This window comes from Martelella radicis (genome assembly GCF_014196625.1).
Taxonomy (GTDB): domain Bacteria; phylum Pseudomonadota; class Alphaproteobacteria; order Rhizobiales; family Rhizobiaceae; genus Martelella; species Martelella radicis.
Genome location: NZ_JACIDZ010000003.1, coordinates 63387 through 78917 on the forward strand (window position 1 = coordinate 63387; position 15531 = coordinate 78917).

The 15531-nt window shown below is 63.4% G+C and carries 17 protein-coding genes; 8 read left to right on the forward strand and 9 right to left on the reverse strand.

Annotation, left to right across the window (positions count from 1 at the left end):
- Positions 1-23: 23 nt before the first annotated feature.
- Positions 24-263, reverse strand: a complete 240-nt coding sequence (locus GGR30_RS05985) for a hypothetical protein (RefSeq protein WP_183483563.1) — start codon at positions 261-263, stop codon at positions 24-26.
- Between the two features lie 93 nt (positions 264-356).
- On the opposite strand from GGR30_RS05985, the gene GGR30_RS23350 reads away from it, so the two are divergent.
- Positions 357-1679 (forward strand): anaerobic sulfatase maturase, encoded by a 1323-nt coding sequence (locus tag GGR30_RS23350; RefSeq protein ID WP_183483565.1) that lies wholly within the window; start codon positions 357-359, stop codon positions 1677-1679.
- 10 nt (positions 1680-1689) lie between these two features.
- On the opposite strand, the gene GGR30_RS05995 is transcribed toward GGR30_RS23350, so the two are convergent.
- From GGR30_RS05995 to mnmC2, 8 genes are all read right to left on the reverse strand, one after another.
- Complete coding sequence (locus tag GGR30_RS05995; protein WP_183484064.1) at positions 1690-2067, reverse strand: DUF2255 family protein; 378 nt, start codon at positions 2065-2067, stop codon at positions 1690-1692.
- 97 nt (positions 2068-2164) lie between these two features.
- Positions 2165-2728, reverse strand: coding sequence for a nucleotidyltransferase family protein (locus tag GGR30_RS06000; protein WP_183483567.1), 564 nt, complete (start codon positions 2726-2728; stop codon positions 2165-2167).
- Positions 2721-3626 carry an XdhC family protein gene (locus tag GGR30_RS06005; protein WP_183483569.1) on the reverse strand — a complete coding sequence of 302 codons (906 nt, stop codon included), beginning with the start codon at positions 3624-3626 and terminating at the stop codon, positions 2721-2723. The genes GGR30_RS06000 and GGR30_RS06005 overlap by 8 nt, the downstream gene beginning before the upstream one ends.
- Before the next feature lie 56 nt (positions 3627-3682).
- Complete coding sequence (locus GGR30_RS06010) at positions 3683-5863, reverse strand: xanthine dehydrogenase family protein molybdopterin-binding subunit (protein ID WP_183483571.1); 2181 nt, start codon at positions 5861-5863, stop codon at positions 3683-3685.
- A gap of 3 nt (positions 5864-5866) precedes the next feature.
- Complete coding sequence (locus GGR30_RS06015) at positions 5867-6817, reverse strand: FAD binding domain-containing protein (protein WP_183483573.1); 951 nt, start codon at positions 6815-6817, stop codon at positions 5867-5869.
- Positions 6814-7470 carry an aldehyde dehydrogenase iron-sulfur subunit PaoA gene (paoA, locus tag GGR30_RS06020; RefSeq protein ID WP_183483575.1) on the reverse strand — a complete coding sequence of 219 codons (657 nt, stop codon included), beginning with the start codon at positions 7468-7470 and terminating at the stop codon, positions 6814-6816. The genes GGR30_RS06015 and paoA overlap by 4 nt, the downstream gene beginning before the upstream one ends.
- A 239-nt stretch (positions 7471-7709) precedes the next feature.
- The gene (locus GGR30_RS06025) at positions 7710-9083 is read right to left on the reverse strand and encodes a DEAD/DEAH box helicase (RefSeq protein WP_183483577.1); all 1374 of its coding nucleotides are present in this window, start codon (positions 9081-9083) and stop codon (positions 7710-7712) included.
- Positions 9084-9380: 297 nt separating this feature from the next.
- Positions 9381-10040 (reverse strand): tRNA (5-methylaminomethyl-2-thiouridine)(34)-methyltransferase MnmC2, encoded by a 660-nt coding sequence (mnmC2, locus tag GGR30_RS06030; RefSeq protein ID WP_425488340.1) that lies wholly within the window; start codon positions 10038-10040, stop codon positions 9381-9383.
- A 76-nt stretch (positions 10041-10116) separates the two neighbouring features.
- Between mnmC2 and GGR30_RS06035 the strand changes: the two genes are divergently transcribed.
- From GGR30_RS06035 to uraH, 7 genes are all read left to right on the forward strand, one after another.
- Positions 10117-11310 (forward strand): NAD(P)/FAD-dependent oxidoreductase, encoded by a 1194-nt coding sequence (locus tag GGR30_RS06035; protein ID WP_183483581.1) that lies wholly within the window; start codon positions 10117-10119, stop codon positions 11308-11310.
- A gap of 87 nt (positions 11311-11397) precedes the next feature.
- Positions 11398-12120 (forward strand): DUF1045 domain-containing protein, encoded by a 723-nt coding sequence (locus GGR30_RS06040; protein WP_183483583.1) that lies wholly within the window; start codon positions 11398-11400, stop codon positions 12118-12120.
- 90 nt (positions 12121-12210) lie between these two features.
- The gene (puuE, locus tag GGR30_RS06045) at positions 12211-13146 is read left to right on the forward strand and encodes an allantoinase PuuE (RefSeq protein ID WP_183483585.1); all 936 of its coding nucleotides are present in this window, start codon (positions 12211-12213) and stop codon (positions 13144-13146) included.
- On the forward strand, positions 13143-13637 hold the full coding sequence (gene uraD, locus GGR30_RS06050; RefSeq protein ID WP_183483587.1) for a 2-oxo-4-hydroxy-4-carboxy-5-ureidoimidazoline decarboxylase: 495 nt from the start codon (positions 13143-13145) through the stop codon (positions 13635-13637). The genes puuE and uraD overlap by 4 nt, the downstream gene beginning before the upstream one ends.
- A gap of 3 nt (positions 13638-13640) precedes the next feature.
- On the forward strand, positions 13641-14672 hold the full coding sequence (gene alc, locus GGR30_RS06055) for an allantoicase (RefSeq protein WP_183483589.1): 1032 nt from the start codon (positions 13641-13643) through the stop codon (positions 14670-14672).
- Position 14673: 1 nt separating this feature from the next.
- On the forward strand, positions 14674-15174 hold the full coding sequence (locus GGR30_RS06060) for an ureidoglycolate lyase (protein WP_183483591.1): 501 nt from the start codon (positions 14674-14676) through the stop codon (positions 15172-15174).
- Positions 15171-15527, forward strand: coding sequence for a hydroxyisourate hydrolase (gene uraH / locus GGR30_RS06065; protein ID WP_138748746.1), 357 nt, complete (start codon positions 15171-15173; stop codon positions 15525-15527). Before GGR30_RS06060 ends, uraH begins: the two co-directional genes overlap by 4 nt.
- Positions 15528-15531: the final 4 nt, after the last annotated feature.

The window sequence follows — 15531 nt, forward strand, 5'->3', positions numbered from 1 at the left end:
TGAGGATAATGCAAATAATGGTATTACTGTTGCGTCTTGTGCAAGCGTTTGGACGAGTAGGCAGGCGTGCGACGGAGGCCATTCGCGCACACAATCCCCTTGTTCGTCTGGCCCACGGCATTCACGACATTTTCGAAACCTACCAGGACATTCAGCGTGAAGCTCGCCGCCGCTACCGCGACAGCTTCCGCTGAGGAAGAGTGAGATGCGGCATTCCCAGCAACCAGGGCGCGCAGGCCGTCCGCAAAAATGATTTCGATCAAGGAAAGGTCTTCGGCGACATTCTATTCGGGTCCATGAGCGGCGCATCTTCCCGGTTCCTGGCCGCGCCGGCGGTTTGAGGGAGAGGAAAGCGGATGACCGAACATTTGCCGTTTCAGGTCATGGGCAAGCCGATCGGTCCGCGCTGCAATCTGGACTGCACCTATTGCTATTATCTGGAGAAGGAAAATCTCTATCCGGATACCAAGCGCTTCAATATGTCCGATGCGGTGCTTGAGACCTATATCCGCGACTACCTCGCCTCGCAGGCCGGCTTTCCCGCCCGGGAAATCCGCTTCAACTGGCAGGGCGGCGAGCCGACCATGCTCGGCCTCGACTATTTCCGCCGCATCGTTGAATTGCAGCGAAAATATCTGCCGCGCGGCAAGACGGTCGCCAACACCATCCAGACCAACGGCACGCTGATTGACGACGCATGGTGCGCCTTCCTGAAGGACAATGATTTTCTCGTTGGCGTCAGCATTGACGGCCCTCCGCGACTCCACGACCGTTTCCGCACCTATCGCAATGGTCGGCCGAGCCATGATGCCGTGATGGCGGGGATTAAGCGGATGAAGGCGCATGGCGTCGAGTTCAACACGCTTTCCGTCGTCAACCGCGAGAATGCGGCCCACCCGAAAGAAGTCTATCGCTTCCTCAAGGACATCGGCTCCACCTATCTGCAATTCATCCCGATCGTCGAGCGCACCGCCGACGGCCATTCGCTGGCGCCTGCGCCGCAGATCGACGAGGACGGCGTTTCCTATGACGTGACGCCCTGGAGCGTGCTGCCGCGCGGCTATGGGGATTTCCTCTGCGGCGTTTTCGATGAGTGGATCAGAGAGGATGTCGGCCGCGTCTTCGTCCAGTTCTTCGACCTTCAGCTTGGCCTGTGGATGGGCGCTCCGGCGACCATGTGCTGGTTCGCGGAAACCTGCGGCCAGGGACCGGCGCTGGAGCACAATGGCGACCTTTATGCCTGCGACCACTATGTTTATCCCGAATACCGGCTCGGCAATATCATGGAAACGCCGATTGCTGAGATGATGGGGTCCGATGCGCAATGGCAGTTCGGGCTGGACAAGCGCGATGCGCTGCCCGGCCAGTGCAGGAACTGCGATATCCGTTTCGCCTGCAATGGCGGCTGTCCGAAACACCGCTTCGCCAGGACGAAGGACGGGGAACCGGGGCTGAACTATTACTGCCGCTCAACCTCTCGTTTTGTGAAACATGCAGGTCCTGCCATGAAGGTGATGGCCGATCTTGTCCGTTCAGGACGGCCGGCATCGGACATCATGGAGTTGCGGCGTACGGGCAGGCTTGCCGGCCCGTCGGCGGCATCGGCCAGACCCGGTCGCAACGACCGCTGTCCCTGCGGCAGTGGCCTGAAATACAAGCACTGTTGCGGCCGGCTTTGACCGTGGATGCCTATCCTTCGCGCGGCGTGACCCTGACGGTCGCCGCGCGCGTTCGCGACGATATCATCGGCGCGAGGTAGCTGCTTCTGGCGTATTTGGCGCGATAGGCATCATCGACGGCATCGTTTGTGGCATCGTCGGACACGGGCTCGAAGCGGACCTCGTGCGTCTTGCCGGCGACGCTGATGCGCCCCGCCTTCTGCTCAAGTGCGGCCTGATACCAGCGCGATCGTGTTCCATTGTATGCGCGCACGTAAAGCGCGTCATCGGCGACCACCGACCAGATGAAGGTCGGCGTGCCATAGGTCTTGCCGTCTTCCCTGAAAGGGGCGATGCGGAAATCATCCGCGGCGGCGATTTCGCTCAGCTCTTCCGGTGTCCAGTTCATCATGTTCTCCTTGGCTCGTTGACCCTCTCCATGATTTGGGAACGGGCGCCGTCCGGCGAAAGGCGGTTTTGAAACTGGCGTTGATGAGCCCTGCTCATCAATCGTTCCGCAGGGCGGCAAGGTCGTCGCGGCTGTCAATGTCGGCAAGGCTTTCCGCCGGGAAGGCATGACGGTTTTCACCGGGGATGCGTTTCAGCAGCGCGCCCGCGCCGCGATCGCCGGAAATCCTCATGATCTCGGCAAACCACTCCGCCGGCAACAGCGCCGGCGGCATGGTCTGCCCGTTAAGGCTTGCCGCCGAGGGGCAGGGGCCTTGCGCAAGCTCTGCCAGACGGCGCGGGTCAAGATGCGGCATGTCGCCGAGCATCACCAGCGCCGCGCGGCAGGCCGGCGACAGCGCGACAATGCCGGCTTTCAGGCTCTCGGATTGCGTGCCGCCTGCCTCGATCGTGACCGACCTCAGTCCGACTGCCTCGGCAAGCTCCGCCACCTTGGGATCCGAGACGACCGCAAGCCGGTCTGCAAGGCAAAGTCCCGCGGCAAGGCGAAAGGCGCGGGCGACGAGCGGTTCGCCGCCAAGGTCCGCCAAAAGCTTGTTGTTGTCGCCGAAACGCCGTGACGCGCCGGCGGCAAGGACGATGACGGCACGCTTCTCACGCAAGGCGGGCATCATCGAGGATCTGGGCGAGCACGCCCGAGGCCAGCGAATGCGGGTCGCGCGCACGGGTCACGAGACCGAAGGGGCGGGCCATGCGATCGATAGCGCCGCGACGCACACCGATCGCTTCAAGCGCCGCGATGCGCTTTTCATGCGCGCCCGCGCTGCCCTGCGCGCCGATATAGAAGGCCGGGCTTGCAAGCGCATGGCTGATCAGCGGCGGTTCCCAGTCATGATCGTGGAAGAACAGGACGACCGCCGTGCGGTGGTCGAGCGCAACGTCTTCGGGCCATTCGGGCGCCGTCATCGGCCGGGCATTGTCGATGCCTTCGCGCGTTTCGGCATCGGGGGAGTGAAGCTCTACGGATTGTCCGGCTGCCCTTGCAAGCCTCGCGAAGGTTTTCGGTTCCGGCCCCTTGCCGAAGACGAGGAAGCGCAGGCGCGGCACCACCTGGATCATGAGATCGCCGTCCTTCAGCATGTCGGTCAACCGGCCGTCCTCGCCGATCGCGATCCCGGCATTGCGGCGATCCCGAAGGGCCGCGTCCGCGCGTTTCAGCACGGTCTGCGAGGGATTGGGGATCAGCGTGACTTCGAGGCCGCCGCCGCAGGGCAGTTGCAGGTCCATGAAGGGCGAGCCCTTGCCGTAGCGCAGCTTCTTCGGGCGGTCGGTCCGTGCCGCTTTGCGGGCGTGGGTCACCACGTCGCGCTCGATGCAGCCGGAGGAAAGGCTTCCTGTCGTTTCGCCATCGGGACCGATGACCATCGCCGCGCCGAGCGGGCGATAGGAGGCGCCCTCCACCGCCGTGATCACGGCGATGGAGCAGCCTTCCCGGTCAAGGGCGGCGTCAAGCGGGAAATCCGTTTCCGACACCTGCACCGATGTCAGTGTTGAGGCCAATCTGGTCGCGCTCCGGTGGTTGCTCAGCATGTCATTCATACGCTGTCTCCGAAGCTTCAGATCGCCGGCAGGCGGTCGATCATGCGGTCAAGGGTGACCGGATAGTCCCGTACGCGGATGCCGGTGGCGTTATAGGCCGCATTGGCAATCGCCGCCGCCACGCCGCAAAGCCCGAGCTCGCCGACGCCCTTGGCTTTCAGCGGCGTCGCCACGGCATCGGTGGTGTCGAGGAAGATCACGGTCTGCTCCGGGATATCGGCATGGACGGCGACCTCGTAGCCCGCCATGTCGTGGTTGGCGAAGAAACCGCGCGCCCTGTCGAGCGCCATGTCCTCGGACAAGGCGGCGCCAATGCCCATCGCCATGCCGCCGATCACCTGGCTGCGCGCGGTGATCGGGTTGATGATCCTGCCCGCGTCACAGACGGCGACCATGCGGCGCACGCGGGTCTCGCCAGTATAGGCATGAACCCCGACCTCGACGAAATGGGCGCCGAATGTGCCCATGGCATAGCCCTTCTGGAAATCGCCCCACTGGATCGCGTCTTCGGCGGAGACTTCCTCATTGACGTCGGCAATGGCGATATCGGTGTCGCCTGCGGTAATGCGGCCTCCTGCAAATGACGGATTTTCGACGCCAAGATTGCCGGCGATCTTTTCCCGCAGCGCCATGCAGGCCGCATAGACGCCGGAGGTCGAGCTCGGCGCGCCGAACTGGCCGCCGGAACCGGAGGAAACCGGATAGGCGCTGTTGGCAAGCCGCATTTCCACATCATCGACATCCATGCCCATGGTCTCTGCCGCCGTCTGCGCCAGAATGGTGTAGGAGCCAGTGCCGATATCGGTCATGTCGGTCTCGATGATCAGCTTGCCGCCGGACAGGATGGCGCGTGCGCCCGAGGGCAGCACCAGCGCGCCGCGATAGGCGCCGGCAACGCCATGGCCGATCAGCCAGTCGCCGTCACGCATGCCGCCCGGGGTTCTGTTGCGGTCCTCCCAGCCGAACGCTTCCGCGCCGCGTTCCAGACATTCGACGAAGTGGCGGTCGCTGAAGGGAATATCCGGGTTCGACGGGTTCACTTGCGTGTCGTTGACGATGCGGAATTGGACGGGGTCCATGTCGAGCGCCTCGGCCATCTCATCCATGGCGATTTCCAGCGCCATCAGCCCGGAGGCCTCGCCCGGCGCGCGCATGTCGGCGGTTTCCGGCAGCGGCATGTCGATGACATGGTTTTTCACCCGCCGGGTTTCGCCGGCATAGAAGATCGGGGTCTGGGCGGTTGCGTTCTCGCCGCGTCCGCCCGGCAGGCAGTAGGATGCCGCCTCGTGCCAGATACCTTTCAGCCGGCCGTCGCTGTCGGCTGCAAGCCGGATGCGCTGGACGGTCGCCGAGCGATGCGTGGTGTTGTTCATCACCATCGGGCGGGGCAGGGCCAGCTTGACCGGCGCGCCAGCCGCGCGCGAGCCGAGCGCTGCCAGCACGGCATCCGCCCGAAGCCAGAGCTTGGCGCCGAAACCGCCGCCGACATAGGGGCTTTCCACCCGGATGCGTTCGGCATCGATGCCGAAGGTGGTGGCGATCGAGCCGTGGTTCCAGTTGATCATCTGGTTCGAGGTCCACACCGTCATGTCCTCGCCATCCGACCAGTCGACGGTCGAGGTGTGCGGCTCCATCATCGTATGGCTTTCGCCGGGCGTGTGGTACATGTTGTCGATCACGGCGGCCGCATCGCGGAAGGCGGCTTCGATGTCGCCGACCAGTGTATCCGGCTCGCCGGTTCCCTCGACATTGCGGAAGGCTTCGTCGAGGTCGAGATTGACCTCCGCGCCGTCCTCGTACTCGACCGTAATCATTGCTGCGGCGGCCCGGGCCTGTTCGAACGTATCGGCGACAACCACAGCAATCGCCTGATGATAATGCTGGATATCGGCGCCGCCGAACAGGCGGGCGACATTGTTCATGCCCTTTTCCAGCGGATCGATCTCGAGCGTGGTCACGATGGCGCGCACGCCGGGCGCTTCGCGGGCAGCCTCCGCATCCATGGAGATGATGCGGCCGTGGCCGATGCCGGCGGCCAACGGATAGCCGTAAAGGGCATCCGGTGCCGCGTCATTGCGTTCATAGGCGTAAGGGGCGGTGCCGGTGACCTTCAGCGGACCGTCGATCCGCTTCATCGGCTTGCCGACGATCTTGCCGTTGTCGAAGACGTTCTCGCCTGCTGGCTTGTTGAACTCCATCGGTCATTCCTCCTTCAGCATGGACGCAAGCGTGCGTTCGGCAAGCGCGATCTTGAAGACGTTTTCTTCCGTGGGCGTTGCGCCATCGAGCAGTTTGGCGATGACGGCGCGCGCTCCGTTCGGCAGTTCGGCATCGGCTTCGGCCGAGCGCCAGGGTTTCGGCGCGACGCCGCCGAGCGCGACGCTGCCCGTGCCGTCGGGCTGGCGGATGAGGGCGACGGAGACGAGGGCGAAGGCATAGGATGCGCGGTCGCGGGCCTTGTAATAGGCCTGGCGTCCGCCGACGGGAGCGGGAAGTTTCACTGCCGTGATGATCTCGCCTGGTTCAAGCACGGTCTCGATATGCGGCGTTTCGCCCGGAAGACGGTGGAAATCTTCAAGCGCGATCGTACGCGTCTCGCCCGAAGGCATCACCGTTTCCACCTCCGCGTCGAGCGCGCGCATGGCAACGGCCATGTCGGACGGGTGGGTGGCGATACAGCTCTCCGAGGTGCCGATAATGCCGAGCTGACGCGAGAACGCCCCCTCCGACAAGGCGGAACAGCCCGAACCCGGAACCCGCTTGTTGCAGGCCTGAGCCGTGTCGTAAAAATAGGGACAGCGGGTGCGCTGCAGGAGATTGCCGCCCGTTGTCGCCTTGTTGCGCAACTGGCCGGAGGCGCCGGCAACGAGCGCGCGCGTCAGAACGCCATAGTCGCGGCGAATGCGCGCGTCGGCGGCCAGATCGGTATTGCTGACCAGCGCGCCGATCCTGAGGCCGCCGTCATCCGTCTCGGTGATTTCATCAAGACCGAGGCCGTTGACATCGATGATGTGCACCGGCGTTTCGATCTCAAGCTTCATCAGGTCGAGCAGATTGGTGCCGCCGGCGAGGAATTTCGCGCCCTCTATTTCGGCGGCGCGGCTTGCGGCTTCTGCGGGATTGTTTGCCCGTTCATAGGAAAACTGTCTCATGCCCGTTCCTCCGCGACCTGGTGAATGGCTGCCAGGATGTTGGAATAGGCCCCGCAGCGACAGATATTGCCGCTCATGCGTTCGCGGATTTCCGCGTCGGAAAGCGCGATCGGTCCCGTCAGGTCGCCGGTCACATGAGAGGGGATGCCGGCCGCAATTTCCTCCAGAACCGACTTGGCGGAACAGATCTGGCCCGGCGTGCAATAGCCGCACTGGAAGCCGTCGTGATCGAGAAAGGCCTGCTGCATCGGATCGAGTTCGTCGGGCGTGCCCACGCCTTCGATCGTCGTGATCTCGTCGCCCTCATGCATGACGGCGAGGGAGAGACAGGAATTGATGCGTTCGCCATTGACCATCACCGTGCAGGCACCGCACTGGCCGTGGTCGCAGCCCTTCTTGGTGCCGGTGAGCTTCAGGTGCTCGCGCATGGCGTCAAGCAGGGTGACGCGGTTGTCGAGTTCCAGATCCGTCTGGTTGCCGTTGACGGTGAAGCTGACGTTTGACGTCATTGCTCCCCGTGGCGTGGGAATGGGCGCCTCTTGCGGGGTGGTTTGGGCGGCCGCTCCCGGTGGCAAAGCAGCGCTGAGGGCGGATGCAGCCGTGCCCACCATCAGGGTGCGTCTGCGGATTTCAAAGTCAATGGGTGGGGTCATTCTCTCGTCTCTCCTGCCGGCTGTGGAGCGACCGTCATTGGGGCCGTGCCTGATTGCTTTGATAAAACACAACATTTTAGGTAGGGCCGTTGTTCCCGCCGACTATGCCGGCAGACGGGATGCACTTATCGCTGAGGTTCATGAATGGGCTGGTTCGTTCAGGCTGTCCCCTGGCCCAAAAGAAAAAAGCCCCGCCGGTTTTGCCGGCGGGGCTTTCGCATCAGTTCCTTGCCGTGTGATCAGGCGCTCTGGCGACGATCATTCTGGCGGTTGCGCTGGCGGCGCGGACGCGATTTCGCCTGACCGTCGCGGCCGGGGCCGTTGCGGTTGGCGCTGTCGCGATGACCGCCGTCGCGGGCATCACCTGCGTGGCGCTGGCCGCCATTGCCGCCGGAGGGGCGTGCGCGACGTGCCGGCTTGCCGGAGGCATTGCCGCCGCGACCGCGGCCGCCGCGACCCTTTGCCGGACGGTCGGCATGGGCATGCGGCTCGCCGGAGGCAATCGCGATCTCGATGCCGGTGAGGCGCTGGATATCGCGCAGGAGACCCGATTCCTCGGGCGTGCAGAAGGCGATTGCCTTGCCGTCATTGCCGGCGCGCGCGGTGCGGCCGATACGGTGGACATAGGCGTCCGCTACTTCCGGCAGGTCGTAATTGTAGACATGGGTGACGCCGGGCACGTCGATGCCGCGCGCGGCGACGTCCGTTGCCACCAGAACGTTGATCTCGCCGGTCTTGAAGGCCTTCAGCGCGCGCTCGCGCTGGCCCTGGCTCTTGTTGCCGTGGATCGAAGCGGTGGCAAAGCCGCGGCTGTCGAGATGCTTCATCAGCTTTTCCGCGCCGTGCTTGGTGCGCAGGAAGACGATGGCCCGGCCTTCCGGATGGCTGGTCAGTTCCTGACGCAGGAGCTCGACCTTGTCGGCCTTGCCGGCGACGAAATGAACCGCCTGGTCCACCTTGTCGGCGGTCTTGCCGGGGGGCGAAACCTCGACGCGCTGCGGATTGGTGAGGAAGCGCTGCGACAGATCGGCGATCGATTTCGGCATGGTGGCCGAAAACAGCATGGTCTGGCGCTCGTCGGGAACCAGCGAGGCGATCTTCTTCAGATCGTGGATGAAGCCGAGGTCCAGCATCTGGTCGGCCTCGTCGAGGACCAGGAAGCGCACGGCGTCAAGCCGGAGCGCGCGGCGGTCCAGAAGGTCGAGCAGGCGGCCGGGGGTGGCGACGAGAATGTCGGTGCCGGCGGCAAGCTGGTGCTGCTGGCGGTTGATGGAGGCACCGCCGACGACGATGTTGACCTTCAGCGGCGTCTTGCGCGCGAAGATGCGCAGGTTCTCGGCGATCTGGTTCACCAGTTCGCGCGTCGGGGCGAGGATCAGCGTCTTGACCGTCTTCGGATCGGGCTTCTTGCCGTTCTGCAGCAGCATGTCGATCAGCGGCAGGCCGAAGGCGGCCGTCTTGCCGGTGCCGGTCTGGGCAAGGCCCATGACATCACGGCCCTCAAGCACCAGCGGGATCGCCTTCTCCTGGATCGGGGTCGGCTTTTCATAGCCTTCCCTGGCGATGCGGGAAACGATCTGGGCGGAGAGGCCGAGTGCGGAAAAATCTGTCAAATCAAGTGCGCCTTTCAAGGCATGCCGAAACGCCACCTGAGCCTGGCCCTCATGGCCACAGCCGGTGATTTCGGTTTCAAGAACCCCGCGTGAAGTGGGATCTTATGGGTGGAAAATGCCTTCCGCGCGCCGGGTGGGAGCCCGGTCTTTCATCAAGCGCTTGACCTGACCTTGCCCGAACCGTTCAGGTTCATTGTGGCGGGCATGCTCACGCGGCATGCGAACAGGTGGAAAGCCTAGGCAGTACATGAGGCCTGGTCTGGCAAAAGTCAAGCTGCAAGTTGGTTTGGCCGGAAATCAGGGCGCGTCCGGCCGTCTGCCGCAAAGCATCTCCCGTTTGTCCGCGAAACCGGGCGCGCGGGTGACCGAAAAACCCGCAGCCTGAAGGTTGCGGCGCACGAAACCGGCTGCCGTGTAGGTGCCGAACGTGCCGCTAGGTCGCGTATGGTCGAAGACAGCCTGCAGCAGCGCGGCAGACCACATGTCGGGATTGCGCGATGGCGCGAAGCCGTCCAGATACCAGGCATCGATACGCCCGGCAGATGCGGTGAGCGAGGTGAGCGCGTCGCCGCAATGGACGGCAAGCCGCGTCTGCGGGTCAAAGTCGATCACGATTGTATCCGAAGGCTCGTCCGGCCAGCGCGAGACGAGCGCGCGCCGCTCTTCCCCGATTTCCGGCCAGTGCGAAAGGGCGCGGTCAATCTCGGAGGGCTTCATCGGGTAGAGCTCGAACGAGGTGAAGGAGAGCCGCGCGTCAGCCGGGCGGAGGCGCTTCCACTGGCGCAGGGTTTCGCAGAAATTGAGCCCCGTGCCGAAGCCGAGTTCGCCGATGGCAAAGGTTCCGCCCGCCTGCCACCGCTCCGCAAGGCGGTTCGCGGCGATGAAGACATGATCGCACTCGGCCCGTCCGTCGGCCTTCGAATAGAAATGGTCCTGGAAGGCATTCGAAAACGGCATGTCGCTTTCGTGCCAGACAAGCGTCTCCGCGCCGGTTTTGCTTGCATCAGCGTCGTGTTTGTGGTCCGCATCGCCCATGATGAATGGCGATAATACGAATATGACCGCGCGTCAAAAGACATCCGCAGATCTTGTGATCATCGGCGGCGGAATCATGGGGCTCTGGGCGGCCTATCACGCAGAGAAGGCGGGAATCGAGACGCTACTGATCGATCGCGACGCCCCCGGTCGCGGCGCCAGCAACGGGCTTCTCGGCGCGCTGATGGCCTATATGCCGGACCAGTGGGACGAGAAGAAGCAGTTCCAGTTCGAGGCGCTGGCGGCGCTTGAGGATCAACTCCGGCTGCTGGAAGAGGAGACGGGGCTGGAAACGGGGTATCGCCGTTCGGGCCGGGTCATGCCGCTCTATCAGGAGCGGCAGTTGAAGACGGCGCAGCTTCGCGCCGACGAGGCGGCGATTAACTGGCGGCTCGGCGATCATCGCTTCGAATGGAAAGTGATCGAGGAACCGCCGGATCCGGACTGGCCGTCATGGAGCGAGGGAGCGCTCGCCTATGTCCATGAAACGCTTGCCGCCCATGTCGCCCCGCGCGGCGTCGTTGCCGCTCTCAAGGCCTTTCTCGCGACCGCCCGCCATATCCGGATCATCCGCGCAGAGGTCGCCGCAATCGATGCCGGAGCGAATGGCATCGTGCTTTCGGACGGGGAGCGCATTGGTTTCGGCAAGGCCATCGTCTCGGCCGGCGTGGAAGCGTTTTCGCTATTACAGCCTTTGTGGGCGCCTGAAGGCCAGCCGCTCGGTCGTCCGGTCAAGGGGCAGGCGGCGCTGCTTGCCGCCGATTGCGATCCGGCACTGCCGATTTTCTTCGACAACGGCCTTTATGTCATCGCCCATCCAGGTGGCCGGGTCGCGATCGGCTCCACCTCGGAAGATGAATTCGACGCGGCTTACGCGACGGATGACAAGCTTGAAGCCCTGATCGCCGCTGCCCGCGCCGCCATCCCCGCACTCCGCGATGCTCCGGTCATCGAGCGCTGGGCGGGGCTTCGCCCGCGCGGCGTCCATCGCGAACCGATGATCGGGGCGCTGCAATCCGTGCCCGACGTGATTGCGCTTGGCGGCGGCTTCAAGACGAGTTTCGGCGTGGCAAACCGGCTTGCCGGCCATGCGATCGGTCTTGCCAGCGGTAACACCCCTTGCGCGCAGGACTTGCCGGACATTTATAACCTTGAAATCTACTTGCAGCGCGCCAATAAAAACCTCGGTTAATTCAGTAAAGGCCGGGTTTTCGTCGTATCAGTGTCATCGGAATCACGTATCGCAGGTCATGTTCATCTGTATTCTCGCGTGATCCCGATGCCCTCCGACCAGCCACGTTATGCCATCAGCTTCACCCCGGCGCCGCATGAGGCGCTCGGCATTGTCGGGGCCAACTGGATCGGCCGCAATGCCTATTCCGGCCAGTCGATCGAGCCGCCGATGATTGGCGGCATGTCGCTGTCGGAAATTGCCTTTCACACCGCGCTTCCGCGACGCTACGGCTTCCAGGGCATGCTGAAATCGCCGTTTCATCTTGCCGAAGGTACGAGCGAGGCGCAGCTGCTGAATGCGTTGATGCGGTTCGCCACGGGCTGGAAGCCGTTCTTTCTGCCGCCTCTGAAGGTCGTGCGGCGGCGCGACAGCCTGGCCTTTGCCCCCGCCATTGCCGTGCCCGCGCTCGATGAGCTCGCCGCCGCCGTGGTTTGCGAGTTCGATCCGTTCCGCGCGCCTTTGAGCGAGGCGGAGTTGGAGCGGCGCGACGCCGGCAGCTTGTCGCCGGTGCAGTTTGCCAATCTCCACCGCTGGGGAGAGCCGGACGTGATGTCGGCCTTCGCCTTCCATATGCCGCTCACCGGCCCGCTTCAGCCGCGCGACATGGAGCGGATGGAACGCGCGGCGCTGGAGTTCTTCGGCCCGATCCTCGCCGAACCCGTGGAGTTCGAGAACATCGCGCTCTTCGTCGAGGAGGAGCCGGGCGCGCCGTTCTGTGTCCATTCGCTTCACCCCATGGGCGCGCTTCCGGCCCGGCGGATCGCCTGAGAGACTTGATTTCTGTGACTTTTATACCTTTCCTCTTTCTGTATCCCGGCCGGTGGAGTACCGTCGGGCGATACTGGAAATGAGGCTTGCATGAGTGCTGTAACGAGCGGGTATCCGCGCGAACTGGTTGGCTATGGGCGCAATGCGCCAGACCCGAAATGGCCCGGAGATGCCCGCATCGCGGTGCAATTCGTCATCAATTACGAGGAAGGCGGCGAGAGCTGCATTCTTGATGGCGATCCCGCATCGGAGAACCTGCTGTCGGAGATCGTCGGCGCCGAACGCTGGCCCGGCCAACGCAATCTCAACATGGAATCGCTCTACGAATACGGGTCGCGCGCCGGCTTCTGGCGGCTTTACCGGCTGTTTACGGGGTTGAAGATCCCGGTCACGGTCTATGGCGTCACGCGCGCCATGGAGCGCAATCCGGAAGCCGTCGCCGCGATGAAGGAAGCGGGCTGGGAGATCGCCAGCCACGGCTTGCGCTGGCTCGAATACAAGGATTTCGATATCGAGACCGAGCGCGCCCACATCCGCGAGGCAGTGCGGCTGCATACGGAACTGACGGGCGAACGGCCCTACGGGCTTTACCAGGGCAAGCCCTCGGTCAACACGCTCGATCTGGTGATGGAGGAGGGGGGCTTTCTCTACTCCTCCGACACCTATGCCGATGACTTGCCCTATTGGATGCGGACGCCGGACGGCAAGCCCTTCCTGCGCATTCCCTATACGCTCGACAATAACGACATGCGCTTTGCCACGCCGCAGGGCTTCAATTCCGGCGAGCAGTTCTTCGCCTATCTGAAGGACGCCTTCGATACGCTTTATGCCGAAGGGCGGGAGGGGGCAGCAAAGATGATGTCGGTCGGCCTGCATTGCCGTCTCGTCGGCAAGCCGGGCCGGGCTGCGGCGCTGAAACGCTTCCTCGAATATATCGAGACCCATGACAAGGTGTGGATACCCCGTCGCATCGACATCGCCCGCCACTGGTACGACCATCATTTGCCGAAGGAAGACGCCCCATGATCGCCCGCGAAGAATTTGTCAGCCGGTTCGGCGGCGTTTTCGAATATTCCCCCTTCATCGCCGAACGCGCCTATGATCAGGGCCTTGTCTCAGAGCCGTTGACGGCCGATGGCGTGCATCAGGCGCTATGCACGGTGTTTCGCGCGGCAAGCGATGAGGAGCGCCTCGGCGTCTTGCGCGAGCATCCGGATCTTGCAGGGAAACTCGCCGTTTCCGGCGAACTGACGGAGGAAAGCAGGCGCGAGCAGGCCGGCGCCGGGCTGGACCGGTTGAGCCCGGACGAGCATGCGGAGTTTACGAGACTCAATTCCGCCTATATAGGGAAATTCCAATTTCCTTTCATTATTGCAGTCAGCGGGCTCAATAAGGACGATATTCTCGCCGCCTTCAGAAGCCGGATCGACAATTCCGCCGAGGAGGAGCTGGCTACCGCCTGTTTACAGGTGGAGAAGATCGCCGGGTTCCGCCTGCAATCCCTTCTCGCGGAGTAATTGATGTCCGAACAAGAAACGAGTGTGGCCCTGCCCGATTTTGCCGTGGGCGCCATCAACCTTGCCTCGGCGCGCCTTGGCGCGCGCGCGATCTACGCAACAGACCAGTTCTTCGCGCCGCTGGCGCGCATGCTGAAGGATGATTCGCCCGTCTTCCTGCCCGGCGAATATGACGAGCACGGCAAATGGATGGACGGCTGGGAAAGCCGCAGAAAACGCGTGCCGGGCCATGACTGGGCGATTATCCGCCTTGCCATGCCGGGCCGTATTCGCGGCTTCGATGTCGATACCTCGCACTTCACCGGCAACTACCCGCCGCAGTGTTCGATCGAGGGCTGCTACATGGAGAGCGGCGATCCGGACGAGAATGCCGATTGGCAGGAAGTGCTGGCAAAGTGCGACCTCGGGCCGAACAGCCATCATTATTTCGAGATGGATCAGGATACCCGTCAGAGGGTCTTCACGCATCTCAGGGTTCATATCTATCCCGATGGCGGCATTGCCCGGCTGCGCGCCTACGGCTCGGCCTATTTCAACTGGGACAAGGTCGGCGACGGCGAGGAGGTTGATCTCGCCTATATCTTCGGCGGCACCCACGCGCTGCACTGGTCGGATGCCCATTACGGCCATCCCGATCGCACCCTTGCGCCCGGACGCGGCGTCAACATGGGCGACGGCTGGGAGACCGCCCGCCGGCGCGGTCCCGGCCATGACTGGATGATCCTGAAGCTCGGCCATCCGGGCATCATCCGCCGGATCGTCGTCGATACCGCGCATTTCAAGGGCAATTTCCCCGATACCTGCATGCTGCTCGGCGCCAACCTGCCGGAGCAGAATGACGTGTTCAGCGCGGAAGACCTTGCCGCTTCGGAGAACTGGGAACCGATCCTGGAACAGACCAAGCTCCAGGCCGACAATATCCATGAGTTCTCCGGCGCTTCGGTGAACAATATCGGTCCGGTAACGCATGTCCGGCTGGCGATCTTCCCCGATGGCGGGATCAGCCGCCTGCGGCTTTACGGAGTGAAGGCATAAGATGAGCATCAGGCTGCCCGTCGAGAAACTGACCCCGGAAGCCTTCGCGCCCTTCGGCACGGTGATCGCGCCCGATCCGGCGACGGCGAAGTCGATCAACGGCGGTACGACCACGCGCTTCCATGCGCTGGCGACCTGCGAGGCGCTTGGCACGGATGCCGAGGTGATCATCAATATCTTCCGCGGGAGCCCGCGCCGTTTCCCCTATCAGGTCGACATGATGGAGCGGCACCCGCTCGGCAGCCAGAGCTTTTCGCCGCTTTCGCCGCGGCCCTTCCTCGTCATCGTTGCCGAGGATCATGGCGGCACGCCGGCCAAGCCGCGCGTTTTTCTCGCTGAGAACGGGCAGGGGGCCAATTACCGCGCCAATGTCTGGCATCATCCGCTGATGGCGCTTGGCGAAACGAGCGATTTTCTGGTTGTCGACCGGGGCGGTCCCGGCGACAATCTGGAGGAATATATCTATCCCGCTTTGTTCACCATCGAGGAGACTGCGTTTTGACCGGCCTGACAACACATGTTCTCGACACCGCACTTGGGCAGCCTGCTTCGGATATGAAGATCGATCTTTACCGTCTGCACGGCGAGAAACGAGACTTCATCAAGACGGTCTATACCAATGATGACGGCCGCGTCGACGGCGGACCGATCATTGCCGGGAATGACCTGGAGGTCGGGCAGTATGAACTGGTCTTCCACGCCGGCGAATATCTCAGGCGCAGCGGCGCGACGCTGACGGAGCCGGCCTTCCTGGAAGATATTCCGCTGCGTTTCGCCATCGCCGATGTAACGGCGCATTATCACGTGCCGCTGCTGCTGTCCGCCCACGCCTTTTCGACCTATCGCGGAAGCTGATCCG